General features: G+C 71.4%; 23 protein-coding genes and 2 tRNA genes. 11 read left to right on the top strand and 14 right to left on the bottom strand.

What is annotated here, in order from left to right:
- The first annotated feature begins 184 nt into the window (after positions 1-184).
- Both pknB and AMK11_RS12120 read left to right on the top strand, forming a co-directional pair.
- On the top strand, positions 185-2,200 hold the full coding sequence (gene pknB / locus AMK11_RS12125) for a Stk1 family PASTA domain-containing Ser/Thr kinase (RefSeq protein ID WP_073726161.1): 2,016 nt from the start codon (positions 185-187) through the stop codon (positions 2,198-2,200).
- A gap of 127 nt (positions 2,201-2,327) precedes the next feature.
- Positions 2,328-3,338, top strand: a complete 1,011-nt coding sequence (locus tag AMK11_RS12120; RefSeq protein WP_073726159.1) for a restriction endonuclease — start codon at positions 2,328-2,330, stop codon at positions 3,336-3,338.
- A 98-nt stretch (positions 3,339-3,436) separates the two neighbouring features.
- On the opposite strand, the gene AMK11_RS12115 is transcribed toward AMK11_RS12120, so the two are convergent.
- The 5 genes from AMK11_RS12115 to AMK11_RS12100 all read right to left on the bottom strand — a co-directional run bounded on the left by AMK11_RS12115 (position 3,437) and on the right by AMK11_RS12100 (position 6,921).
- Positions 3,437-4,207: a class E sortase gene (locus tag AMK11_RS12115; protein WP_073726157.1), complete on the bottom strand. Its 771-nt coding sequence runs from the start codon at positions 4,205-4,207 to the stop codon at positions 3,437-3,439.
- A gap of 13 nt (positions 4,208-4,220) precedes the next feature.
- Positions 4,221-5,267: a class E sortase gene (locus AMK11_RS12110; RefSeq protein ID WP_073726155.1), complete on the bottom strand. Its 1,047-nt coding sequence runs from the start codon at positions 5,265-5,267 to the stop codon at positions 4,221-4,223.
- Positions 5,264-5,902 (bottom strand): aminodeoxychorismate/anthranilate synthase component II, encoded by a 639-nt coding sequence (locus AMK11_RS12105; RefSeq protein ID WP_073726153.1) that lies wholly within the window; start codon positions 5,900-5,902, stop codon positions 5,264-5,266. Before AMK11_RS12105 ends, AMK11_RS12110 begins: the two co-directional genes overlap by 4 nt.
- Positions 5,899-6,060, bottom strand: coding sequence for a hypothetical protein (locus AMK11_RS36800; protein ID WP_163015848.1), 162 nt, complete (start codon positions 6,058-6,060; stop codon positions 5,899-5,901). Before AMK11_RS36800 ends, AMK11_RS12105 begins: the two co-directional genes overlap by 4 nt.
- A gap of 81 nt (positions 6,061-6,141) precedes the next feature.
- Positions 6,142-6,921, bottom strand: a complete 780-nt coding sequence (locus AMK11_RS12100) for a DUF881 domain-containing protein (RefSeq protein ID WP_073726151.1) — start codon at positions 6,919-6,921, stop codon at positions 6,142-6,144.
- A gap of 121 nt (positions 6,922-7,042) precedes the next feature.
- Here AMK11_RS12100 and crgA point away from each other — a divergent pair, with 121 nt between their 5' ends.
- A complete protein-coding gene (crgA, locus tag AMK11_RS12095; protein ID WP_073726149.1) occupies positions 7,043-7,297 on the top strand; it encodes a cell division protein CrgA in 255 nt (84 codons plus the stop codon).
- Positions 7,298-7,550: 253 nt separating this feature from the next.
- On the opposite strand, the gene AMK11_RS12090 is transcribed toward crgA, so the two are convergent.
- Both AMK11_RS12090 and AMK11_RS12085 read right to left on the bottom strand, forming a co-directional pair.
- Positions 7,551-8,441 (bottom strand): rhomboid family intramembrane serine protease, encoded by an 891-nt coding sequence (locus tag AMK11_RS12090; protein WP_073726147.1) that lies wholly within the window; start codon positions 8,439-8,441, stop codon positions 7,551-7,553.
- A 113-nt stretch (positions 8,442-8,554) separates the two neighbouring features.
- A complete protein-coding gene (locus tag AMK11_RS12085; protein WP_073726145.1) occupies positions 8,555-9,088 on the bottom strand; it encodes a peptidylprolyl isomerase in 534 nt (177 codons plus the stop codon).
- Positions 9,089-9,406: 318 nt separating this feature from the next.
- On the opposite strand from AMK11_RS12085, the gene AMK11_RS12080 reads away from it, so the two are divergent.
- Entirely contained in the window at positions 9,407-10,108 is a 702-nt protein-coding gene (locus AMK11_RS12080; RefSeq protein WP_073726144.1) for a DUF5324 family protein, read from the top strand.
- 110 nt (positions 10,109-10,218) lie between these two features.
- Here the strand turns inward: AMK11_RS12080 and AMK11_RS12075 are convergent, their stop codons facing one another.
- The gene (locus tag AMK11_RS12075) at positions 10,219-10,995 is read right to left on the bottom strand and encodes an isoprenyl transferase (RefSeq protein ID WP_073726142.1); all 777 of its coding nucleotides are present in this window, start codon (positions 10,993-10,995) and stop codon (positions 10,219-10,221) included.
- A gap of 224 nt (positions 10,996-11,219) precedes the next feature.
- Positions 11,220-11,292: transfer RNA gene (locus tag AMK11_RS12070), tRNA-Ala, on the bottom strand.
- Positions 11,293-11,471: 179 nt separating this feature from the next.
- On the opposite strand from AMK11_RS12070, the gene AMK11_RS12065 reads away from it, so the two are divergent.
- Positions 11,472-12,020 carry a helix-turn-helix domain-containing protein gene (locus tag AMK11_RS12065; RefSeq protein WP_073726140.1) on the top strand — a complete coding sequence of 183 codons (549 nt, stop codon included), beginning with the start codon at positions 11,472-11,474 and terminating at the stop codon, positions 12,018-12,020.
- A gap of 92 nt (positions 12,021-12,112) precedes the next feature.
- Positions 12,113-13,573 carry a serine/threonine-protein kinase gene (locus tag AMK11_RS12060; protein ID WP_073726138.1) on the top strand — a complete coding sequence of 487 codons (1,461 nt, stop codon included), beginning with the start codon at positions 12,113-12,115 and terminating at the stop codon, positions 13,571-13,573.
- Positions 13,574-13,582: 9 nt separating this feature from the next.
- Here AMK11_RS12060 and AMK11_RS12055 read toward each other — a convergent pair whose 3' ends face one another.
- Together AMK11_RS12055 and AMK11_RS38460 are read right to left on the bottom strand one after the other, a co-directional pair.
- Positions 13,583-14,881: a hypothetical protein gene (locus tag AMK11_RS12055; RefSeq protein ID WP_073726136.1), complete on the bottom strand. Its 1,299-nt coding sequence runs from the start codon at positions 14,879-14,881 to the stop codon at positions 13,583-13,585.
- 268 nt (positions 14,882-15,149) lie between these two features.
- A complete protein-coding gene (locus tag AMK11_RS38460; RefSeq protein WP_003999697.1) occupies positions 15,150-15,278 on the bottom strand; it encodes a DLW-39 family protein in 129 nt (42 codons plus the stop codon).
- Positions 15,279-15,615: 337 nt separating this feature from the next.
- On the opposite strand from AMK11_RS38460, the gene AMK11_RS12045 reads away from it, so the two are divergent.
- The 3 genes from AMK11_RS12045 to AMK11_RS12035 all read left to right on the top strand — a co-directional run bounded on the left by AMK11_RS12045 (position 15,616) and on the right by AMK11_RS12035 (position 17,816).
- Complete coding sequence (locus AMK11_RS12045; protein WP_073726134.1) at positions 15,616-15,990, top strand: DUF6344 domain-containing protein; 375 nt, start codon at positions 15,616-15,618, stop codon at positions 15,988-15,990.
- Between the two features lie 240 nt (positions 15,991-16,230).
- Positions 16,231-17,019: a GntR family transcriptional regulator gene (locus AMK11_RS12040; RefSeq protein WP_073726132.1), complete on the top strand. Its 789-nt coding sequence runs from the start codon at positions 16,231-16,233 to the stop codon at positions 17,017-17,019.
- 8 nt (positions 17,020-17,027) lie between these two features.
- Positions 17,028-17,816 carry a glycosyltransferase family 2 protein gene (locus AMK11_RS12035; protein ID WP_073726801.1) on the top strand — a complete coding sequence of 263 codons (789 nt, stop codon included), beginning with the start codon at positions 17,028-17,030 and terminating at the stop codon, positions 17,814-17,816.
- A gap of 322 nt (positions 17,817-18,138) precedes the next feature.
- Here AMK11_RS12035 and AMK11_RS12030 read toward each other — a convergent pair whose 3' ends face one another.
- Both AMK11_RS12030 and AMK11_RS12025 read right to left on the bottom strand, forming a co-directional pair.
- Entirely contained in the window at positions 18,139-19,014 is an 876-nt protein-coding gene (locus AMK11_RS12030) for an FkbM family methyltransferase (RefSeq protein WP_073726799.1), read from the bottom strand.
- Between the two features lie 62 nt (positions 19,015-19,076).
- Positions 19,077-19,271 carry a ferredoxin gene (locus AMK11_RS12025; RefSeq protein ID WP_073726130.1) on the bottom strand — a complete coding sequence of 65 codons (195 nt, stop codon included), beginning with the start codon at positions 19,269-19,271 and terminating at the stop codon, positions 19,077-19,079.
- 178 nt (positions 19,272-19,449) lie between these two features.
- Here AMK11_RS12025 and AMK11_RS12020 point away from each other — a divergent pair, with 178 nt between their 5' ends.
- Positions 19,450-19,992, top strand: a complete 543-nt coding sequence (locus AMK11_RS12020) for a hypothetical protein (RefSeq protein ID WP_073726797.1) — start codon at positions 19,450-19,452, stop codon at positions 19,990-19,992.
- A 361-nt stretch (positions 19,993-20,353) separates the two neighbouring features.
- On the top strand, positions 20,354-24,454 hold the full coding sequence (locus AMK11_RS12015) for an nSTAND1 domain-containing NTPase (RefSeq protein ID WP_073726128.1): 4,101 nt from the start codon (positions 20,354-20,356) through the stop codon (positions 24,452-24,454).
- 130 nt (positions 24,455-24,584) lie between these two features.
- On the opposite strand, the gene AMK11_RS12010 is transcribed toward AMK11_RS12015, so the two are convergent.
- Positions 24,585-24,661 (bottom strand) — tRNA-Ile (locus AMK11_RS12010).
- Between the last annotated feature and the right edge of the window lie 50 nt (positions 24,662-24,711).

Below are 24,711 nucleotides of genomic sequence, written 5' to 3'. Positions count from 1 at the left end.
CACTGAACAGGACGTGACTCCGGTCACGTTCCCTTCACATAGGCGCACGTTGCGATACCGGTCCTGTATCGGGTATCGGGCTTGGCCAGGTCACCCGCAGCGAGCCGGGTACGGTAGGCCGGACGGCAGCCACCGACCGTACAAGCGTGCCGGTCGGGACCGACGGAGAGGGCTGGTAGTAACCATGGAAGAGCCGCGTCGCCTCGGCGGCCGGTACGAGCTGGGCCCAGTGCTCGGCCGTGGTGGCATGGCGGAGGTTTACCACGCTCATGACACCCGGCTCGGGCGCCAGGTGGCGGTGAAGACGCTGCGCGCCGACCTCGCGCGCGACCCGTCCTTCCAGGCCCGCTTCCGCCGGGAGGCCCAGTCGGCCGCCTCGCTCAACCATCCCGCGATCGTGGCGGTCTACGACACGGGCGAGGACTACATCGACAACGTGTCGATCCCCTACATCGTCATGGAGTACGTCGACGGCTCCACCCTCCGCGAACTGCTCCACTCCGGCCGCAAGCTGCTGCCGGAGCGGACGCTGGAGATGACCATCGGCATCCTCCAGGCGCTGGAGTACTCGCACCGGGCCGGCATCGTCCACCGCGACATCAAGCCGGCCAACGTGATGCTCACCCGCAACGGCCAGGTCAAGGTCATGGACTTCGGCATCGCCCGCGCCATGGGTGACTCCGGCATGACCATGACCCAGACCGCCGCGGTCATCGGCACCGCCCAGTACCTCTCCCCGGAGCAGGCCAAGGGCGAGCAGGTCGACGCCCGCTCCGACCTGTACTCCACCGGCTGCCTCCTCTACGAGCTGCTGACCGTGCGCCCGCCCTTCGTCGGCGACTCCCCGGTCGCGGTCGCCTACCAGCACGTGCGCGAGGAACCGCAGGCGCCCAGCGTCTTCGACCCCGAGATCACGCCCGAGATGGACGCCATCGTCCTCAAGGCCCTGGTCAAGGACCCCGACTACCGCTACCAGTCCGCCGACGAGATGCGCGCCGACATCGAGGCCTGCCTCGACGGCCAGCCGGTCGGCGCCACCGCCGCGATGGGCGCCATGACCGCCGGCGGCTACGGCGCCTACCCCGACGACCAGCCGACGACCGCCCTGCGCTCCGACGCCGGCGCGGGCGCCACCACCATGCTGCCGCCCATGAACCCGGACGACGGCGGCTACGGCTACGACGACCGCCCCGACCGGCGCCGCCAGCAGCCCCGCAAGTCCAACGCCTCCACGATCTTCCTGGTCCTGGCCGGCGTCCTGGTCCTGGTCGGCGCGATCCTCATCGGCATGCAGCTCTTCGGCAACGAAGGGCCGGGCAACGACAAGGTCGCCGTCCCCGCCTTCGTCGGCCAGACCAAGGCGGACGCCCAGCAACAGGCGACCAACGCCGACCTGGAACTGACCTTCAAGCAGCAGCCCTGCGAGGACCAGCCCAAGGGCAACGTCTGCTCGCAGAACCCGCAGCAGGGCACCGAGGTCCAGAAGAAGTCCAGCGTCGAACTCGTGGTCTCGACGGGCGCACCGAAGATCGCCGTGCCCAACGTCATCGACAAGAACATCGACGAGGCCAAGCAGCAGCTCGAGGACAAGGGCTTCGTCGTCGAGACCAAGCAGACCGAGTCCTCCCAGGACGAGGGCACCGTCCTCAGCCAGGACCCCGACCCGGGCAAGGAGCTCGAGAAGGGCTCCACGGTGACCCTGGAGGTCGCCAAGCCCGTGGAGAAGGCGACGGTGCCGGACGTCACCGGCCGCACCTGCGACGAGGCCAAGGCCCAGATGGAGAACAACGGCCTGGAAGGTGAGTGCACCGACCAGCCGACCAACGACCCGAACCAGGTCGACAAGGTCATCTCCACCACACCGTCCAACGGCCAGCAGATCGACAAGGGCTCCAAGGTCACGATCTTCATCGGCAAGGCCATCGAGAAGACCAAGGTGCCGGAGGTCCGCGGCAAGACCCTCGCCGAGGCCCGGCAGATCCTCCAGGAGAACGGCTTCACCAACGTCCAGGTCCAGCCGGGCGCGCCCGGTGACGACAACGCGATGGTCGTCGCCATGAACCCGCAGCCCAACACCGAGGTCGACGACCCGGGCGCCACGCCGGTCGTCCTCACCACCATCGGCGGCAACGGCAACGGCGGCGGTGGCAACGGCGGCAACGGCGGCGGCATCATCGGCGGCCTCCGCGGCGACGACTGACCCGCGAGCGAGAACGCGAACGGCAAGAGCCCCGGCCCCTCGACGGAGGGACCGGGGCTCTGTCGTGTCTTCATATGTCATGACTCGTTTACTCAGGGTGACCACACGACCCGAGAGAGGAACGACCATGATCAGCGAGACCGTCCTACTGGAATCACCGGCCCTACGCAGCAGCGTGCTCGAGCGCACCGACGTACTCGACCGCGTCAAGGCACTGTCACTGCTGCCGGACGGCATGCATGTGACTACGGCGATGGTGGCGACGTACTTCAACGTCACAGTGGAAGCAGTACGCGCCCTCGTCCACGATCATCGTGACGAGCTGGAGACGAGTGGATACCGAGTTCTGACAGGCCCAGAACTGAGTGACTTCAAGCAACGCAGTGGCATTCGGTCGCGCACGCGCTCCCTTGCCCTCTTCCCCCGCCGCGCCGTCCTCAACATCGCCATGCTCCTCCGCGACAGCGAAGTCGCACGTCAGGTGCGTGTCTACCTCTTGGACATGGAGTACCTGGCCCGCACACAGCCTGTGGAAAACCCGTCCCCGACAGACACATCCGTCCTCGACCAACGCATCACCCACATCCTCGGCAAGACCGTCGTCCCGATGCTCAACGCACTGATCGAGACCTCCGGTGAACACCGTCGCGAGCTCATCGAACTCCGCGAGGACATCGAGAACGTCGAGCGCAAGCTGTGCTGGCACCACGCCCGCCTCGCCGTCCTGGAGGGAGACACCCCCGTCGACGAGGTCAGGAGCAAGCTCAAGGCCATGACCTGGCGAGCTTTCGAGCACCACGTCGCCGACCTGCTGCGACGCGACGGCTGCCTGGACGTCGTCGTACGGCAGGCCCGCACCGACAGGGGCATCGACATCACCGGACGGACCGCCGACGGCCGCACCGTCGCCGTCCAGTGCAAGAACAGGTCCGGCCGCTGGACCGTACCGAGCGCGGACATGCAGAAGTTCGCCGGGGCTGCCCGCGCCATCGACCAGGTCGATATCGCGCTTTTCGTCGCCACCTGCAACTTCAGCCACGAGTCGGAGGCGATCGCCAAGCTCAGCGGAGTCGTCACCGTCAACCGGGACGAACTGGAGGCGTGGAGCGCCGGAGTGCGCCTCAAGGCACTCCGCTAGCGACCGTCCACGAAGAGGCCCGAAGCCGCAAGACGAAGTTGCGGCTTCGGGCCTCCGTCATGTTAGAGGACTGAGGTCCCTCCGGGACCCCGGTCACGTCACCGCAACTCCTCCGGCGGAGTCCGCTCCCCGTCCACCTTCTCCGTACGTACCAGCTCCCCCCACACCACATACCGGTACCGGCTCGTGTACACCGGCGTGCAGGTGGTCAGGGTGATGTAGTGGCCGGCTTTCTTCTTGCCGGACTCCTTCGGGATCGGGTCGAGGACCCTGACGTTGTACTTCGAGGTCTCGGGGAGGACGGCGTAGGTCTTGTAGACGTACCAGGTGTCCTTCGTCTCGAAGACGATCGGGTCACCCTTCTCGATCTTGTCGATCTTGTGGAACTTCGCGCCGTGCCCGTCCCGGTGCGCCGCCAGCGAGAAGTTGCCCTCCTTGCCGGAGGTGGGCAGCGCCGACTTCACCGGGTCGGTGTAGTAGCCGGCCACGCCGTCGTTGAGGACCTTCATCGACGTGCCCTTCTCCACCAGGATGTCGCCGTCACCCATCGCCGGCACGTGCAGGAAGCCGATGCCCGCCTTGGTGTCCAGCGCCCCCGGGCCGTCCGGACCGACCCGGTCCTGCGCCCAGTTCTCGCGGACCTCGTCCGCCTGCTTGTCCGCCGCGCGGTCCGCGACCACGTTCGTCCACCACAGCGAGTAGACGACGAACAGACCCAGCACCAGGCCCGCCGTGATGAGGAGTTCACCGAAGACACTCACGGTCCGGGCGACGATCCGCCCGGCGCCACCGCGGCGGCGTGCCGCGGGCTCCGGTCGGCCGTCCGTGCCGGACTGCTCTTCGTGCTCGGTGTCGGTGGTCGCTGCCACTGGTCATCCGCCCTTAACTGACGAGCGCATCCGGCTTGCCCTTGCTGCGCGGCCGTTCCTCGACCATCTTGCCCCAGACGATCATCCGGTACTTGCTCGTGAACTCCGGCGTGCACGTGGTGAGGGTGATGTACCGGCCGGGTTCCTTGAAACCGGACTGCTTCGGGACCGGGTCCAGCACACTGACGTTGCTCGGCGACGTCACCGGCAGGATCGACGCCATCTTGTAGACGAAGTACTCGTCCTGCGTCTCCACGACGATCGGATCACCCGGATCCAGCTTGTTGATGTACCGGAAGGGCTCACCGTGGGTGTTGCGGTGCCCGGCCAGACCGAAATTGCCCGTCTTCGCGTCCGGCATCGCCGTCTTCAGCGCACCCTCCGCATAGTGGCCGACCATGCCCCGGTCCAGGACCTTCTCGTCGTCGATGCCCTCCGCGATCGGCACCACGACGTCCAGCTTCGGAATGTGCAGCAGCGCGAAACCCTGCCCCGGCTCGAAGGTGCCCGGATTGCGCTTGCCGTTCGCCCAGTCCTCCTGGAGGTTGCTGGCCGCCTTGTCCGCCTGCGCCTGGGCGCGGACATTCGTCCACCACAGCTGGTACGTCACGAACAGCAGCATCAGCACGCCCGTCGTGATGAACAGCTCACCCATCGCACGGCTGGCGATCACCGCCGCACCCGGCTTGCGGGCGCGGGCCTGCCGACGGGCCTCCACGCGCGACAGAGGGGCTTTCGGCGCCTCGTCGACCTCGGGGGCCCGGGAAGGGCCCCGGGAGGCCCCACGGCGCCCGTGACGCCGTTTCGCGGCCTTCCTGCGGGCCGCACGCCCGCCCGTCACGGGAGGGACGGTGGCCGACCGCTCCGGCGGCGGGTCCGGGACCCGCAGCGCCACCGTCTCGTCGTCCAGGGGCGCCCCGGCCCCCTCCTCGGCGGCGAAATCCTCGTACCACCCGTCAAAACCGCCCCCGAACGCACCGGAATCCCCGTACGGCTGCCCGTACGGGGATCCCTGGTCACCGGCCGTGCCGGAGTCGCGCTCGGGGCGCAGTGCGGTCACGCCGTGGCCCTGCCCACCACCGGGGCGAGCCCCGCCGACCTCGCCACCGCACCCTGGTCGCCGCACTCCGCCAGCCAGTTGGCCAGCATCCGGTGCCCGTGCTCGGTCAGCACCGACTCCGGATGGAACTGCACACCCTCCACGGGCAGCTCCCGGTGCCGCAGGCCCATGACGATGCCGTCGTGCGTGCGGGCCGTCACCTCCAGCTCCGCCGGCACCGTGCCCGGCTCCGCCGCCAGCGAGTGGTACCGCGTCGCCGTGAAGGGCGACGGGAGGCCGGCGAACACACCCGTGCCCGCGTGCTCCACCGGCGAGGTCTTGCCGTGCAGCAGCTCCGGCGCCCGGTCCACCACACCGCCGTACGCCACCTGCATCGACTGCATGCCCAGACAGACCCCGAACACGGGGACACCGGTCGCCGCGCAGTGCCGGACCATGTCGACGCAGACCCCCGCCTGCTCCGGCGTACCCGGCCCGGGAGACAGCAGCACACCGTCGAAACCGTCCTGGGCGTGCGCCGTCGACACCTCATCGTTGCGCAGCACCTCGCACTCGGCACCGAGCTGATACAGGTACTGGACCAGGTTGAAGACGAAACTGTCGTAGTTGTCGACGACGAGGATGCGCGCGCTCACTGGTTGTCCACCGTCACATCGTTGAAGGGAAGCAGCGGTTCGGCCCACGGGAAGACGTACTGGAACAGGACGTAGACCACGGCCACGACCAGGACGAGCGAGAGCAGCGCCCTCACCCACGCGTTCCCCGGCAGATGCCGCCAGATCCAGCCGTACATGCCGTCCCTTCCGTCGCACCACGGCGCCGCACTCACGCCGCACCGCACCAGACTAACGGCGCGGGGCCCCCCGGAAAGGCGTCAATCCACAGGCTGGGCATAGTGCAGGTCCGCCGCGCCCGAGTAGCCCGGCAGCGTCACCGTCCCGTCGTCCTCGACCTTCCAGCCGAGCCCGTAGACATTGACGTACACCATGTAGTTCTGGATCGCCGGGGACGCGGCCAGCGCCTTCTTCAGCTTCCCCGGGTCGCCGACCGCCTGGATCTTGTACGGCGGCGAGTAGACACGGCCCTGGAGAATCAGGGTGTTGCCCACGCAGCGCACCGCGCTGGTGGAGATCAGCCGCTGGTCCATGACCTTGATGCCCTCCGCGCCGCCCTTCCACAGCGCGTTCACGACCGCCTGGAGGTCCTGCTGGTGGATCACCAGGTAGTCGGGCTGCGGCTCCGGATAGCCGGGGAGCTTCGCGGTGGCGTCCGGCGGGGCGTCGTCGAGCGTGACGGATATCGCCTCGCCCTTCAGTTCCTGCGTGCCCGCCTTCTCCTCAAGCGCCGCGAGTTTCTCGTCCTCCGCCTCCGTCCGCCCGTCGTCGCGCTCGGCGAGCGATTCGATCTCCTCGCGCAGGGACGCGTTGGACTCCTCCAGCTCACCGTTGTCCCGGCTGCGCTCGTGGATGAGATCGGACAACTTGAGCAAAGAGGCATCCGTACGGATATTGGTGCCCTTCGCGGTGTCGAAGCTGGTGAAGAAAATGAGGCCCGCGAGCGCGAAGACGGCCGCCGTCAGGACCCGCACGGGCCGGAAACGGCGTCCGCGGGCGGGGCTGGATCCCGCCTGGGGGGAGTCGGCAGAATTGCTCAACGTACCCTTATCTCCTTCGGCGCCACGGAAGCACTACGCTAACGGACGCCCGGGGGAGCGCTCCAAGTCCCCGACCCCGTTCCCTGCGCGGCCACGCAGCGCATCGACAGGAGAGACCCTCGTGCCGAAGTCACGTATCCGCAAGAAGGCCGATTACACGCCGCCGCCGTCGAAGCAGGCGGCCAGCATCAAGCTGACGAGCCGCAGCTGGGTGGCTCCGGTCATGCTGGCCATGTTCGTCATCGGTCTCGCCTGGATCGTCGTCTTCTACGTCACCGACGGTTCACTGCCCATTGACTCCCTGGGCAACTGGAACATCGTGGTGGGCTTCGGTTTCATCGCCGCCGGATTCGGTGTCTCGACGCAGTGGAAGTAGCCCGGCGGTAGGCCGCGGAACAGCTCTCCCCAGGGCTATCCACTGAGTTATCCACAGGCTTGTCCACATGGGGAAAAGAAAGACGATCTGTGGATAACCCACTGGACATTGACGCCGGTGTGACGGAAGTACCGGCAACCGAAAGCATGTTCGCCCCCTGCCTGACCTGCGGAAACACGGGTCAGTGACAGGGGGCACACCTGTTCCCGCACACTGTGCACAAGATCGGCCACCGTCTGTGGACAACCTGCGCTCAGGTGAGCTGTGCGGTTCTCAGCAGGGTCAGTCCGACGACGACCACCAGGACCAGCGCACAGGTGCCGTACTGCACGAGCGTCCGGCGCTCGCGCGGGGCGTGGAGCATGGCGTAGCCGATCGCGGCGCCGGCGACGAGGCCGCCGACGTGGGCCTGCCAGGCGATGTTGGCCCAGGTGAAGGTGAAGACCAGGTTGATCGCCAGGAGGATGACGATCGGCCGCATGTCGGCGTTGAGGCGGCGGACGAGTGCGGCGGTGGCGCCGAAGAGGCCGAAGATCGCGCCGGAGGCGCCGAGGGTGGCCTGGGTGGGTGAGGCCAGGAGGTAGGTGAGCGCGCTGCCGGCCAGGCCGGAGACGAGGTAGAGGGTGAGGTAGCGGGCTCTGCCGAGGGCCGCTTCCAGGGGGCCGCCGAGGAACCAGAGGCTGAGCATGTTGAAGCCGAGGTGCCAGATTTCCTCGTGGGTGAACATGGTCGTCACCAGGCGGTACCACTCGCCCTCGGCGACGCCCTCGTTCGGGATGTAGTAGGGGGCGGGGGGCCATTGGCCGACCAGGACCATGCCGCCCAGGAAGGACTCCGACAGGGCGTGTACGGCGATGAAGACCGCGACGTTGATCCCGATGAGGATCTTGGTGAGGAGGTGGGGGTCGGCGGCGACGGTGCCTCCGGCCAGGGTGCGCGGGCGGGACGCGGCCGGGGCCGGTCCGCCGCCGGTACGGCCGCTGGCGCAGTCGGGGCAGTGGAAGCCGACGGAGGCGTTGACCATGCAGTCCGTGCAGATGGGGCGTTCGCAGCGGGTGCAGCGGATGCCGGTCTCGCGGTCCGGGTGGCGGTAGCAGCCCGGCAGGCTCTGTGCGTCCGGTGGGCCGGCTGCCGCGTGGTCCATGGCTTCCCCTCGGTCGTCCTGCGGGCGGTGTCCCGTCGGTGTTGTGCGACGCACCGCCCCGCCCATCTATACGGATGAGCGGGGCGTCAGGTTCCTTCCCGGCGTGGCCGGGGTCAGTCCTCGCGGGTCTCGATGAGGACCGACTCGATGACGACCTCGTTGACGGGGCGGTCGGTGCGGGGGTTGGTCGGGAGGGCCGCGATGGTGTCGACGACCTTCTGGGCGGCTGCGTCCGTCACCTCGCCGAAGATCGTGTGCTTGCGGTTGAGCCAGGTGGTCGGGGCGACGGTGACGAAGAACTGGGAGCCGTTGGTGCCGGGGCCGGCGTTGGCCATGGCCAGCAGGTAGGGCTTGTTGAAGGAGAGGTCGGGGTGGAACTCGTCCTCGAACTGGTAGCCCGGGTTTCCGGTGCCGTTGCCGAGCGGGTCGCCGCCCTGGATCATGAAGCCCCTGATGACCCGGTGGAAGGCTGTGCCGTCGTAGAGCCTGGCCGTGGTCTTCTCGCCGGTCTCGGGGTGGGTCCACTCCCGTTCACCCTTGGCGAGTTCGACGAAGTTCCGGACCGTTTTGGGGGCGTGGTTCGGCAGGAGCCGGATCTCGATGTCGCCGTGGTTGGTCTTCAGGGTGGCGTAGAGCTGCTCGGCCACGATGTGCCTTCCGTCGTGTTCTGGTGCCCGCCGATCTTTGCACGGTCGGCGGCGGGTAGGGCCGGTACTCCTGGGTTACGAGCGCGGGGCGCCGATTCGTGGCATTGTCGTCGGCAGGCTCTCGTTGCCCGGTATTCATCCGTTATTGAGGTTGATCGGCGCTTGTCGGCAACTTCCTCACCACGTGCCCCGGACATCACGAAGACACCGCCCGTGACCCGGATGCCCGCCCTCACATGCCCGGCGGTGCGTCCGCAGGCATGATCCGTAAAAGGGTGGAAAGTCGAATTACCGTACGCCACCGAGGAGGAGGAACCCGTGACCCGCATCGACAGCGTGCGCGCCGCGACCGGTTCGGCGAAGGACAGCGTGCTGCACGCCGCGGAAGTGGTGGCGCCCTACGCCGACACGGCCAAGGACAGGGCCGCTCACTATGCACAGGAGGCGCGCGTACGGCTGGCGCCCAAGGTGTCGCAGGCCGCGTGCCAGGCGCGTCTTCAGTACGGCGTGCATGTCGCGCCGCGGCTGGACCAGGCGCGTACGCATGTGCCGCCGAAGGTGGACGCGGCCGCTCAGGAGGCCGCCGTCCGTACGCGTCTGGCTGCCCGGCAGGCGGCCGATTATTCCAGGCCGGTGATCGATCAGGCGGTGGCCGCGGCCGGGCCCGTGCGGGACGAGGCCGCCGCGCGGGGTGCCGCGGCGTTGGCCGCGCTGCGGGGTCAGGTGACGGCGAAGGAGATCCGGAAGCTGTCGCGCAGGCATCAGCGTCGGGCTCGGGCCGGGCGTATCGCCAGGGTGCTGGCGGTGGCGGGTGTCGTCGCCGGCGGGGCGTTCGCCGCGTGGAAGTGGTGGGACAAGCAGGCCAACCCGGACTGGCTGGTGGAGCCGCCGGAGGCGACGGAGGTTGCCGAGTCGGGGCGTCTGACGTCCGTGGACGGCACCGGTGGGGCGATTCTGGATCCCGAGGTGCAGGCCAAGCAGGCGCGGGACGATGCGGCGGAGGGCGAGGAGCCCCGCTGACGTTCGCCGGGCGGCTTCGGGCTGGATCGGTATCGCCGCGGGGCGGGAGACTTCAGGGTCTCCCGCCCCGCGGCGGTGTTTCACGTGAAACGGCGGCTCGAAACGGCGGCTCAGCGGCCGTAGCGGCGTTCGCGCAGGGAGTAGGAGCGCAGCGCGCGCAGGAAGTCGATCTCGCGGAAGTCCGGCCAGTAGGTCTCGCAGAAGTGGACCTCGGCGTAGGCGGACTGCCAGAGGAGGAAGCCGGAGAGGCGCTGCTCGCCGGAGGTGCGGATGATGAGGTCGGACTCGGACCGCGTCTTGGAGTACAGGTGCTTGGAGATGTGCTCCATGGTGAAGGTCTCGATGAACTCGTCGATGTCCCCGCCCTGGGAGCTGTGCTCGGTCAGTGCGGACCGTACGGCGTCGACGATCTCCCGGCGGCCTCCGTAGCCGACGGCGACGTCGACCTTGGTGCCGCCCTTGCGGCCCTGGGTGGCGGCGGTGGCGGTCTTGAGGCGACCGGCGGATTCGGCGGGCAGCAGGTCGAGGGCGCCGACCGCTTCGACGGGCCAGGGGTTGCCGGGTGCGGCGAGCCGTTCGACGACCTCGGCGATGATGTCGATGAGCGGGGTGAGCTGTTCCTCGGGCCGGTGGAGGTTGTCGTCGGAGAGCATGAACAGGGTGACGTGTTCGATCTTCGCGGAGTCGCACCAGCGCAGGAAGTCCAGCACCTTGGCTCCGCCGGCGCGGTAGCCCTCTCGCGGGTCGTCGATGCCCGACATCTTGGCCCAGCGGCGGTTGCCGTCGAGCATGATGCCGATGTGCTGGGGGCGTGGGCGTCCCTCCAGTTCTTTGACCAGCCGCTTCATATAGAGCGCGTCGAGAGCGGCCCGTACCTTCGCCCGCATGGTCTACCCCTTCCACATCGTCGGCAGCGACCGGACGGCTGCGACGGCGATGAGTCACGTGGCACCGCCCCGCAGGGGTGTGGCGCTGGTGCCCTGTGGGGTGACGATATCAAGAGCAGACAGCGCGGCCGTTGTGCTCGGCGGGCCTGCTGCCGGGGGCCTGTTGCGTACGAAGAGGTCCCCCGGTCTGGCGTTCTCGCAGGCCGGGGGACCTCTTTCACTTGTGGAGCCTAGGGGAGTCGAACCCCTGACATCTGCCATGCAAAGACAGCGCTCTACCAACTGAGCTAAGGCCCCTGAAGTGGCTTTCGGCCGGAGGAATCGCGTACCGGCGGGTGCCGCAGACAAGAGTACCGGGTCGCCCCCCGTATCTCACAAATGATTGGGACTCCCGGGGAACGACCACGCTCCGTAAGATGCTCGGCGTGGTTCGCTGGAGCGAACTGCGGTTTTTGGGGAAGCGATGGGGAGACGCAATGGACGCCGCACAGCAGGAAGCCACCGCAAGAGCGCGGGAACTGCAGCGGAACTGGTACGGGGAGCCGTTGGGGGCGCTCTTCCGTAGGCTCATCGACGATCTTGGTCTCAACCAGGCTCGTCTCGCGGGGGTGCTGGGACTGTCCGCGCCGATGCTGTCGCAGCTGATGAGCGGTCAGCGGGCGAAGATCGGCAATCCGGCGGTGGTCCAGCGGGTGCAGTTGCTGCAGGACCTGGCGGGGCAGGTCGCGGACGGCAGCGTGAGTGCGGCCGAGGCGACGGAGCGCATGGACGAGATCAAGAAGTCGCAGGGGGGCTCGGTGCTCAGCAACACCACGCAGACGACCAGCAGTTCGGGGGCGCCCACGGTCAAGCGGGTGGTCCGGGAGATCCAGTCGCTGCTGCGCTCGGTGTCGGCGGCCGGGGACATCATCGAGGCGGCGGACGCGCTCTCCCCGACCCATCCGGAGCTGGCGGAGTTCCTGCGGGTGTACGGCGCCGGCCGCACCTCGGACGCGGTCGCGCACTACCAGTCCCACCAGAACTGATCCCGGGTCCGGCCGCCGCCGGGGGTGCGGCGGCCGGGCCGTGACAGGGGGGTGGGGCGCGACAGGTCCAGGTGAGGAGCGGGCGCACGGCCATGGGTGAGGTCTTCGCGGGGCGCTACGAGCTGGTCGATCCGGTCGGCCGGGGCGGGGTGGGCGCGGTCTGGCGGGCGTGGGACCACCGGCGCCGGCGCTATGTGGCCGCCAAGGTGCTCCAGCAGCGGGACGCGCACGCGCTGCTGCGGTTCGTCCGTGAACAGGCGCTGCGGATCGATCATCCCCATGTGCTCGCGCCCGCGAGCTGGGCCGCCGACGACGACCAGGTCCTGTTCACCATGGACCTGGTGGCGGGCGGTTCGCTGGTCCACCTGGTCGGGGACTACGGGCCGCTGCCGCCGGCCTATGTGTGCACGCTGCTCGACCAGCTTCTGTCGGGTCTGGCCGCGGTGCACGCGGAGGGCGTCGTGCACCGGGACATCAAGCCCGCCAACGTGCTGATGGAGGCGACCGGGACGGGTCGGCCGCGGCTGCGGCTGTCCGACTTCGGCATCGCGATGCGGCTGGGCGAGCCCCGGCTGACGGAGACCAACCTCGTGGTGGGGACGCCGGGTTATCTAGCGCCGGAGCAGTTGATGGGCGCGGAGCCGGACTTCCCGGCGGACCTGTTCGCCGTGGGCCTGGTCGCGCTGTATCTGCTGGAGGGGGCCAGGCCGGACGCCAAGGCGCTGGTGCAGTACTTCGCCGAGCACGGGACGCCGCCCGCGCCGCAGGGGGTGCCGGAGCCGCTGTGGCAGGTCGTGGCGGCGCTGGTGCAGCCCGATCCCGCGGCGCGGTTCCGTACGGCCACGGGGGCGCGCAAGGCGCTGGCCGCGGCGGCGGAGCTGCTGGCGGAGCCCGGTCCCGACGACGAGCTGATCGAGATCTTCGACCAAGTCGGCCCGCTGCCCGAGGGGTTCGCTGCTGACGGCCCCCTCGAGCGGGCCTCGGGCCTGGACCCCACGCCGACGCCTTCCGGCAGCCCGGCCACCCGGCCCACCGCGAGCCCCGTACCGGCGCCCCCGTCCGTCGCACCGCCTGCACCCGTGCCCCCCGCTGGTCCGCAGCCGCATCCGGGCAACACCTCATCGTCCGGGCCCGGTTCGGCCCCGTCGCCCGCGCCTGAGGGGGATCACCCGGCCGCCATGTCGGAGACGGGCAGTTTCCGTCTGCCGCCTCCGCAGGCGTCCGTCACCTCCGCGTCCGGGCCGCACCCGAGCGGTTCCGGGGGCCAGTCCCCGCACTACGGCCCGCCGCTCCCGGCCCCGTCCCGGCCGTCACCGTCAGGCGCCGACACCACCACCACCGCCGCGTACACCGCGCGGAGCCCGCAGGGGCCGGCGCCGGCAGCACCACCACCGGCAGCCGCACCGATGACCACCCCTGTCCCCGCACCACCGCGGCAGCGCGTGTCCCGGCGGCGGCGCCGTCCCGGGCCGCCGGCCGGTGTGGCGGTCCCGGTCCTGCTGCTCGCGCTGGTCTGCTACGCCGTGGGCTTCTGGGCCCTGGCCCGGCTCTGATCCGGCCGCTCAGGCGCCGCGGGACCGGCGGGCCGCCGCCGTCCACACGCCCAGGCCGAGGAGGAGCGCACTGCCCGTGCCGATGCCGCCCACGGCGAGCGCCTTCAGGGCGAGGTCGTCGTCCGTGGCCCCGGCCGCCTCCGGTGCGGCCGCCCGGTCAGCCGCCGAGACCTCGAAGACACCCTCCGGCCGGGACTCCCCGGCGTACTCGGGGCCGGCCTGCGACGCTCCCCCGAGCCGTACGCGCAGCGTCAGTCCGAAGGGGCCCTGACCGAAGTCGTCGGCGGCCTGGGCCGCCAGGTGCACCACCAGGTAGTAGGCGCCGGCGAAGCGCATCGCGGCGACCTGGCCGTCGGTGTCGTACCGGTTGGCGTAGCCGACCGGCGGCAGGGGGGAGAGGGCGACCGTGGCCGGCCGGCCGGTGTAGCCCTTGGCGGCGTCGTCGACCTCGCCGCGCACCGGGTTGTGCAGGGCCAGGCGCAGGGCGCCGGTGGCGTAGCCGGAGCGGTCGCCGGAGCCGTCGAGTTCGGCGGTGGCGTACACCTGGCGGCCCCAGTCGAGGGGCACCTTGTAGAAGAGGGTCTGTCCGGGGCGGATGTCGTCGCGCCAGGCTCCCTGGCCGACCGGGGTGGCGTGGGCGAAGCCGCTGCCGCCCGGGCGGCGTTCCGGTTCGCCGGCGGGGGGCTCGGGTGAGGCGGAGTCCCAGGATTCGGGTGCGGTGGTCTCGCCGGGCTGCTCCGGGCGGGGTTCGGTGACGGCCGTGATTTCCAGGTCCCAGGCGTCCGGCGGGGAGTCCTCGGGCCGGGTCCGTTCGACCGTGACGTAGTACGTGCCCGGGTCCTGGCACCGGGACCCGCCGGGGTCGATCTCCCGCAGGCCCCAGGCGGTGACCGGCCGTGGGCTGCGGGCCGCGCCGAAGGTCGCGCTGTCCGAGGAGCAGGCGGCGCCGTCGGCGTCCTGGACGGAGACCCGGACACCGTCGACGGCGGTGACCTCGCCGGCCGCGCCCGGTACGGCGGTGACGGCGACGTGGGCGTCGGAAGCGGCGTCGAGTTCCAGCCGGTAGTAGAGGGTGCCGTTCCTCGGGAGGGAGCTGCGGTAGGTGGCTCCGGGGTCCAGCGGCTGGGCGTCCGGCGTGCTGTTCGCGCCGTCGATCCGCCGGGCGTCCTCGGCGAAGGCGTATCCGGCGGGCGCGCCGGCCGCGAGAGCCGCGCCGCCGGGGAGCGCGGCGGTGGTGACCAGTGCGGCAGTCGTTGCCAGTGCGGCGGCCGTGGTGAGTGAGGCGGTCGTGGTGCGTATGACGGTCACCCCCGTCGGCCGCGCACGTCCCGCCCGGGCACGCCGCCGTTCACCGCTCCGCCGTTCACCGCTCCGCGGTCCCCTCACCCGCCACCCCCCGTGCTCACCGGCGCTGTCGCCGCCGCTCCGGACCGGACCATGGCCCATCCTGCCGCGCGGACCCGTACTCCCGCGCCCCGGGCGGGAATTCAGCGGGAATCCGGGCAACACAAAACCCCGACCGCAAGACGGCCGGGGTCTGCTCGGGACCGGTGTCAGAACCGGATGTCGCTCGTACTCACGAACCCGTGGGCACGGAGTCAGTCGCCTCCGTCCACAGATCCTGCTCGGCGCGATCCGCCTGGATCTGGCGGTACACGAGGAGCCCGCCGATGGCGGCCAGTGCGACCAGGAGAAGCTTCTTCACCGCGCGACCTCGTCTTTCCTTGACGTAGGGGACCTCTGGCGCCCGACTATACACACCGGCCGATACCGATCGGTTACCTGCGTCGACGGCCAACTTCCGGTCGCCGGAGCCCCGTAGAGGGGCCGGGGACCGGTCGGATCGGAGGGTGATCACACCCTCACGAAGAGTTATTTCGCCCGGTTCCCTCCCGTCTTGGCACCTTTTCTGGCCTCTTACGTCCATCCGGGTGGTGTTCATCTGAACATCGCCGCGCCACGGGCGTCGGTCCACCACTTCGCGAGGCTCCTACACATCATGAGGAAAGTACGCAAATCGCCCAACCCGAAAGTGAGGGGTTATGGCCCGGAACAAGGTCATGACGCTGTGGACCACCATCGTCACCGCCTTCCTCGCCCTGTGCACGGCGCTCGGACTGATCACGACGTCCGCCTCGGCCGCCGTACCGCAGAGCGGCACGCACAGCAACGCGGAGAGCGCCTCCCCCGAGACGGCGCCGACGGTGGCGATCCCACGGCCCCGGTCCCGCACCGGCTCCCTGCCCCCCACGATGAAACAGCGCATCCGCGCCGAGGCCCACGGCAAGGCCCCCAACTGCCGGCACCGCCCGGCCGCCGGAACCGCCGCCACCGCCACCGACCTCCTGTGCGACGACGCCGCCGAGTCCCGGACCCAGCACCCGGCCGCCCAGCACACCGCGCCCCTCCAGCGCTGAGCCGGAACCGTCGTACCCCATCAGACACAACCGGCGATCTGCGTACCGCACCACACGCCAGAAACGGCCCGGCCGCTCGAGAGAGCAGCCGGGCCGCCGCCATGCCGGGCACCACTCCGGGTACCCCCGACTCCTCAAGACCTCTTTAGGAGTCGTACGCTGTGCCCCGTCAGGAGCACGATCAGCATCAGGATCACGCGTCACGCATCACGACCCCGCACCCGGAACCGGTGAGTGCCAGTGCCCAAGGCGTACGAAGTCATCGCGGACGACCTCCGCCGCTCCATCCGCGAGGGGGAGCGCGAACCCGGCGACCGCCTGCCGTCCGAGGCGGACCTCGCCCGGCACTACGGGCGCAGTGTGCCCACCGTGCAGAACGCGCTGCGGCTGCTGAACGACGAGGGCCTGATCGACAGGCACCACGGCCGCGGCACCTTCGTGCGCCGCCCCCGCACCCCCGCGGTCCGGGACAACAGCCGGCACCAGTGGGAGAAGGACCGCGCCCGCACGCCCCTCGCCAACCGGGCCGCGACCGGCGCCACCGAGCGCGACACCGGCCTGCACCCCGGCGACCTCGTCTTCCACGCGGAGTACCGGGAGGTCCCGGCCTCCGCCGAACTGGCCGGGACCTTCGGGGTACCCGAGGGCACCGTGCTGCTGCGGCGCAGCTACCGGACGCGCTACTCGGCCGAGTCCGCCCCGTTCAACCTCGTCGCCTCCTACCTGGTCCGCGACATGATCGCCGCCAACCCCGACCTGCTGGACGAGTCCAACGAGCCCTGGCCGGGCGGCACCCAGAACCAGCTCCACACCGTGGGCATCGAAGTGGACCGCGTCGAGGAGCGCTTTACCGCCCGCCCCCCGACTCCGGAGGAGGCCGCGGCCCTGGAACTGCCGCCGGGCACCTCGGTGATCCTGCTCCACAAGACCTCGTACGACACCGACGGCCGCGTGGTGGACGTCTCCGACGTCACACTGCCCGGCGACCGCACGGAACTGCTGTTCACCACTCGTCTGGAAAGGTGGTGAGTGCCGCCGTGAACCGGCGCGTCATCATCGTCACCGCCGTCCACGGGCCCTCGGCGCCCTTCCTGCCCGAGACCCACCGTTCCCTGTGCGCGCAGGAGTTGCCCGCGGGGTGGGAGTGGCGCTGGGTGATCCAGGAGGACGGGCGGACCGACGACGTACGGCCCCACGTGCCCGACGACCCGCGCGTCGTCTTCCGGCAGGGCCGGCCCGGCGTGCAGGGCGGCCCCGGTGTGACCCGCACCCTCGCCCTGTCCCACGCGGACGGCGAGTACGTGAAGATCCTGGACGCCGACGACCAGCTCCCGCCGGGCGCCCTCGCCCGTGACCTGGCCGCCCTGGAGGCGGACCCGGCGCTCGGGTGGGCCACGTCACGGGTGCTGGACCTGCTGCCCGACGGGTCGACGGCCGGTTTCCCGGGCGATCCGGAGCACGGACCGATCGAGCGGGGGGCGGTCCTCGACTTCTGGAAGGCGAACGGCTACCGCGCCCAGGTCCACCCGGCGACGCTCCTGGTCCGGCGGGACCTGCTGCTCGCCCTCGGTGGCTGGATGGCCCTGCCGGCCTCCGAGGACACCGGCCTGCTGCTGGCGCTCAACTGCGTGAGCCGGGGTTGGTTCTCCCAGGAGGTGGGGCTCCTCTACCGCAAGTGGGAGGGCCAGGTCACCGGCCAGGCGGCCCACGTGGACCCCGGCGAGCGGGACGCCCGGATGGCGGTGGTCGAGGCCAGGGCGCGTGCGCTGGCGTCCCTGGGGTGGCGTTTCCCGGCCGGCCAGGACGCCCGGCCCTCCCAGCTGTAGCGCCCCGTCCACCCCGGTCGGCCCGCCCAGCCGGAGCGGCACCCGCCCCAGCCGGAACGGCCCCACCACCCGGAGCAGCCCACCCAGCCGGAGTGATCTGACCACCCGGGGTCGGCCCACCCGACCCGAGCGACGCCCGCCCCAGCCGGAACGGCCCCACCACCCGGAGCAGCCCACCCAGCCGGAGCGGCCAGAGCGGCCAGAGCGGTAAGGCTCCGGCGGCACCCACACCCGCCCGCACGACCCAGTACCCGGCGGCACACCCTCGCCCCGTACACCCGACCCGCGCCCCCTTCACCCGGCACGGCGGGGCCCTGGTGGATCAGCGGAGCGTCTCCGCGTCGACCCGGGAGAAGACCAGGTCGCTCTCCTCGGTCACGGGCCCCCGCAGGCGCACCGGGACGCCCAGCGCGTCGCCGCGCGCGGCGGGGTAGCTCCCGGGCGTGTAGTCGTTGGCCAGCCGGTAGACGTGGAAGCCGGCGTCGCGCATCACCGTCAGCAGTTCTCCGATGGAGTCCCCGAGGCGGGCCATGCGCTCGGGGGCCACCTCGACACTGATCTCCGCGTCGGGCCGCAGGTCCCCCAGCATCGGCGCCAGGCCGCGCACGACACCGCCCTCCGCCCCCTCGACGTCGATCTTGATCACCCGTGCGCTCGCGATCTCCGCCGGGTCGAGCAGCTCGGGCAGCGACCGGGCCTCGATCTCGAACGTGGACTCCGCCGGGCCGTCGTACGGGACGATGCTGTTCGCGCCCATGTTGCGCGAACTGGCGAGGACGAAGGTGAGCGTCTTGCGGCCGTCGGAGACGGCGGCGTTGACCGCCCGGAGGTTCCCGCACCCGTTCAGCCGGGCGTGCCGCACCAGCCGCCGGTGGAAGCCGGGGGAGGCCTCGATCGCGACGACCCGGCCCGCCTCGCCCACGAGCCGCGACGCGAGGACGCTGAAGACGCCGATGTTGGCCCCGACGTCGACGAAGCCGTCCCCGGGCCGCAGCCGGCGCCGCAGCCAGGCCGTCAGGTGCGGCTCCCAGACCCCGAAAAGGTAGAGGTACCGCTGGATCAGGTCCCGCGTGTCCACGGCGAACCGGTCACCGGAACGTAACTGGACGACCCTGCGGCGCGGGTGCTCGCGCAGATGCGGGTCGAGCAGACGCGCGGCGAGCGCCGCCTTCCCGACCGTGCCGGGGGCGCCACGCACGTAACGGCTGCCCAGGGTGACCAGCGTGCGCGGGACGATGCCGTCCGGTCCGCGGCGGATGATCAGTCCTCCCGCGTGATGGTGATCGCGGCGGCGGGGCACCCCTCGACCGCCTCGCGCACCCGTGGCACGTCCAGGTCGTGCTCCCGCCCGGGGATGACGGCGCCCAGACCGTCCACCGCGGTGAACACGGACGGGGCCCGGTGGACGCAGTCGCCGGAGCCGTAGCACTGCTCGGGATCGACGGAAATCCTCATACGCCCTCCAGCGGCAGTCGGGAAGCGCGACCGGCGGCCGCGGCCAACACGACGTCCCTGCCCGCGGACCGGCCCGCTGAATCCGCCCCGCCCGCTTGCCTGTTGGGGCATCGGCCATAAGATCGACCGGCATTCCGCGAAACGACTGGGGGGCGGCGTGGAAACCGGCGCGCAACTCGTGACGATCGCGGCCGTGGTGGTCGGCGCACTGACCACGCACCTCACGAACCACCTGATGGAGCGGAGCAGGAACCGCCACCAGCTGCGGACGCGCTGGGACGACAAGAAGGTCGACACGTACGGGGAGTACGTGGACGCCGCCAAGATGAGGATCGCCGCTTCCGTACGGCTGTACGAAGCCAGGGAGAACCTGCACGAGGACCACCGGCCCGAGGAGGAACTCCGCGAGGACCTGGCGGCGGCCGGCCGGCGCTGGGGATCGGCCTTCGAGCGGGTCATGCTGCTCGGCGGTGACGGCGCCATCGAGGCCGGGCACGAGCTGAACAGGCTGGTCGCCGAGATCGACTGGCAGGCGACCGGCCGCGTCGCCGGCACCCTGGAGGAGTGGCGCGAGCGGCACCGGGCCGCGTTCCGCGCGATCAACGCCTTCCACGAGGAGGCGCGCGCCGACCTCGGTATCCGGGGCAGCGTCACCGGGGAGAAGCATCCCGAGCGCGACCTGCTGCTGCCGTCGGCCCGGCAGGCGTCCGCCGGGGACTGACCGCCGCCCCGGGGACTTGGCTCGGGACTCCACCACCACCGGCATGCTTCGGCACCGGTCCCTCCCCTCGTGGGGACCGGTGCCCAACCATGCCGGCGGCGTGCTGGACGCCGTACCGGAACGGGAAGGGCTGGGCCGTCGAAAGCTGGCCGAGAACGTCTGGCCTCACGGGGCGGCTGCCGGGAACGCCGGGCCGCTGACCTGTCCTGGTGTCGGCCGGCCGACTCGGCACCGCGACGCGATCCTGCCAGCTGCGGTCGCCCGCGAGGAGGCCGTGGCGTCACAACACTGACGTAGCCGCAGGTCAGGCGTATAGAGTGAGTTTTCCGGTCCGGACGTCCAAGTGCGGGGGAAGTAAGGAGTGGAGGCCTTGAGTTCCGACTCAGGGGCACGCACGGCCTTCGCCGAACGTCTCGCACTGCTGTACCGGGAGGCCGGCAACCCTCCCCTCAAACGCGTCTCCGAAGCGGTCGTCCGGCTCCAGCGCGTCGACGAACGAGGGCGGCCCGTACGGGTCTCCGCCCAGCGGATCAGCGACTGGCGGCGGGCCAAGAACGTCCCCGCCCAGTTCCCCGCCCTCGCCGCGGTACTGCACGTCCTCATCCCCCAGGCACGGCGCGCGCGGCCCGAGCCGGTCGCCGCGGGCCTGTACGACCTGACCCAGTGGCAGCGGCTGTGGGAGCGAGCGGTGGCCGACCCGACCGGTGAGCGCCCGGCGCCGGCCACGGGCGACGAGGAGGGCGCCGCACCCGACCGGGCCCCGGGCGGCGTCTGCCCCTACCGGGGGCTGGCCGCCTACCGGCAGCAGGACGCCGGCTGGTTCTTCGGGCGTGAGCGGAGCACGGCCGCGCTCGTCGCCCAGCTGCGCGCGGCGGAGGGCACCGGCGGCCTGGTGATGCTCGTGGGCGCCTCGGGGGCGGGGAAGTCCTCCCTGCTCAACGCGGGTCTGGTGCCCGCCTTGCGCGACGGCGGGCCGGACGGCGACACGGGGCCGCCGAGGGAGGTGCTCCAGCTCGTACCGGGAGCCGGTCCGCTGGGGGAACTGTGCCGCCGCATACCCGGGCTCGCTTCCGTGGCCGCCGCCGACCGGGCGCGGCCGGCGGAACCGGACGACCCGGGATTCGCGCGCGCGGCCAGAAGGGCCTTCGCCGCCTGGGCCACCGGCGACGGGGCGGCGGCAGCGGTCCCACCGACCGCGCCGGACCCCTCGGGCACACCGGCGGCCACGACCACGCCCGGCACTTCGGCCGATCCCGCCCGCCCGGCCGATCCGCCCCGCCCCGTCCTGATCGTGGACCAGTTCGAAGAGGTCTTCACCCTCTGCGCCGACGAGTGGGAGCGGCGCGCGTTCATCCGGATCCTCCAGGCCGCGTGCACGCCCGGCGGCCCGGACGACCCGGCGCCCCTGCTGGTCGCCCTGGGCGTGCGCGCCGACTTCTACGAGCAGTGCCTGCGCCACCCCGAGCTGGCCGACGCGCTCCAGCACCGGCACATGGTGCTCGGGCCGCTGACCACCGCGGAACTGCGCGAGGCGGTGACCGGACCGGCCAGGGCCGTGGGCATGGAGCTCGAACCGGGACTGGCCGAGCTGATCACCCGTGAGGTCGGCACGGACGGCCCGGGCGGCGCGCACGACGCGGGTGTGCTGCCGCTCCTGTCCCACGCCCTGCTCGCCACCTGGCAGCGCCGCAAGGCGGGCCGGCTGACGCTGGCCGGCTACCGCGCGGCCGGCGGCATCCAGGGGGCGGTGGCGGCGACCGCCGAGCGGGCCTGGTCGGACCTGGACCCGGCGGCCCGCGCGGCCGCGCGGCTGCTGCTGCTCCGGCTGGTCCGGGTGAGCGAGGACACCCAGGCCACCCGCAGACGGGGCACCCGGCGCCGGCTGGCGGAGGAGTCCCGGGACCCCGGCAAGACCGAGGAGTCCCTGGAGGCGCTGGCCCGCGCCCGGCTGGTGACCCTTGACGCGGAGACCGTGGAGATCACCCACGAGGCGCTGCTGCACGCCTGGCCGCGCCTGCGCGACTGGATCGACGAGGACCGGGCCGGCAACCTGCTGCGGCAGCGGCTGGAGGAGGACGGCCGGGCCTGGGAGGAGTCGGACCGCGACACCTCGCTGCTCTACCGGGGCTCCCGGCTCGAGCAGGCCCGCGGCTGGGCGGAGTCGGCCGACGGCACCTTCCTGACCCGCGGCGCGGTGGACTTCCTGGCCGCCGCGGTCAGGCTGCGCAGGCGCACCGTCGTGATCAGGCGTGCCGCGGTGTCGTCCCTGGTCGTCCTGGCGCTGCTCGCGGTCGGTTCGGCGGTGCTGGCCTGGCAGCAGCGCAACGACGCGGTGTTCGAGCAGGTGGTCGCCGAGGCGGACCGCGTCCAGTACACGGACCCGTCGCTGTCGGCGCAGCTGGACCTCGCGGCCCACCGCCTGCGCCCGGACGACGCGGACGTGCGCAACCGCCTGATCTCGATCGTGAACGCGCCCTTGGCCACGCCGCTCCTCGGCCACACGGGCGCCGTCTACCTGACGTCCTTCAGCCCGGACGGCCGGACCCTGGCGACGGCCAGCTACGACCGGACCGTACGGCTGTGGGACGTGTCGGACCCGGCCCGTCCCGAACCGCTGGGCGAGCCCCTCACCGGTCACACCAGCTGGGTGAGCACCGCGGTGTTCAGTCCGGACGGCCGCACGCTGGCCAGCGCCTCGGACGACGGCACGATCCGGTTGTGGGACGTGTCGGAGCCCGGCGACCCGCGCCCGCTCGGCGGCCCGCTGCCCGGTCGCGGTGGCACCGTCTACCTGCTCGACTTCAGCCCGGACGGGCGCACCCTCGCCTCCGCCCACGACGATCACGCCGTACGACTGTGGGACGTGACCGACCCGGGCCGGCCCGGGGCACTGGGCACCCTGACGGGCGCCGGCGCGGCGGTGCGCTCGGTGGCGTTCAGCCCCGACGGGCGGACGCTGGCGGTCGGCGGCGACGACGAGACGGTCCACCTGTGGGACGTCACCGACCCGCACGACGCGTCCCGGATCGGCACGCCGCTGACCGGCCACACCGGCCTGATCCACTCCGTCGCCTTCAGCCCCGACGGCCGCACCCTCGCCAGCGGCAGCGCCGACGACACCGTACGGCTGTGGGACGTCACCGACCCGCACGACGCCTCGCGGATCGGCTCGCCGCTGACCGGGCACACCGGTCCCGTCTGGTCCGTGGCCTTCAGCCCCGACGGCGACATGCTCGCCTCGAGCAGCGCGGACAGCACGGCGATCCTGTGGAACGTCAGCGACCCGGCCTACCCCTCGCAGATCGGCGTGCCGCTGGCGGGCAGCAGCGGGGAGATGTACGCCCTGGGGTTCAGCCCGGACGGGCGCACCCTCGCCACCGGCAGCGGCGACAGCAAGGTCCGTCTGTGGTCCCTGCCCACCTCGGACATGATCGGCCGCATCGGGGCGTTCCGCCCGGACGGTCACGTGCTGGCCACCGCCGCCCGCGACGGGCGGGTCCGGCTGTGGGACGTCAGCGATCCCGCCCGGCCGGTGCCCGTGAGCGAGCCCTTCAGGCCGGGCGAGGGCGACATCCGTTCCCTGGTGTTCTCCCCGGACGGCGGCACCCTCGCCGTACTGGCGGGCAGCCGCGCCATGCAGCTGTGGGACGTCAGCGACCCGGCCCGGCCCACCGCCCACGGCCCGCCGGTCGCGCTGCGCAACCGCTACGCGGGCCCCGACACCCTGGCCTTCGGCCCGGACGGCCACACCCTGGCCACCGCCCAGGACGATCGCGGCGTCCAGCTGTGGAACACCGAGGACCCGTCCCGTCCCCGCCCGCTCGGCGACCCGCTCACCGGTCACACCGGCTACGTCAACACCCTCGACTTCAGCCCCGACGGCCGCACCCTCGCCAGCGGCGGCGCGGACGACACCGTACGGCTCTGGGACGTCACCGACCCCGCGCACGCCACCGCCCGCGGTGTCTCCCGCACCGGCCACCTCGGGCCCGTCAACGCCCTCGCCTACAGCCCGGACGGCCACACCCTGGCCAGCGGCAGCGACGACGGCGCGGTCCGCGTCTGGGACGTCACCGACCCGGGCCGCCCCGTGCCCGCCGGCGAGCCGCTGACCGGCCACACCGACTCGGTGGTGTCGCTGACCTTCAGCCGGGACGGCGCCACCCTGGCCAGCGGCGCCAACGACAACACGGTCCGCCTCTGGGACACCCGCACACCCGCCGAGGCCGCTCCGATCGGCGAGGCGATGAGCCCCAACGCCAAGACGGGCGGCTTCCTGTCCTTCAGCCCGGTGCGGCACATGCTCGGGGTGTCGAGCGGCACGGACAGCGTCCGCCTGTGGAACCTGGACGTGGACGACGCCATCGACCGCATCTGCTCGGCGACCCGGGGCGTGCTGACCGAGGAGAAGTGGCACGAGTACCTGCCCCGGCTCTCCTACGAACCACCGTGCGATCGGTGAATGCTTCCCGCACCCCGTCCGCCCTTGTTAGCCTGACCCACAGCCCGGCCGCCGGCGCATCCCCCGTCGCCGGCGGCCGGGCCCTGAACGCAGCAGACCCCCAGCCGAATCCGACTGGGGGTCTTTGTGCTGGTGGGGCTAACAGGATTTGAACCTGTGGCCTCATCCTTATCAGGGATGCGCTCTAACCAACTGAGCTATAGCCCCGCCGCGCTCTGCGGTGTGTGTCCCGCGCGCTGACTCCTGAAGATTAGCGC

Source organism: Streptomyces sp. CB02414 (genome assembly GCF_001905385.1).
Lineage (GTDB): Bacteria > Actinomycetota > Actinomycetes > Streptomycetales > Streptomycetaceae > Streptomyces.
The sequence above is the reverse complement of the archived record's forward strand: the minus strand, read 5'-3'. Positions and strand labels throughout refer to the sequence as shown.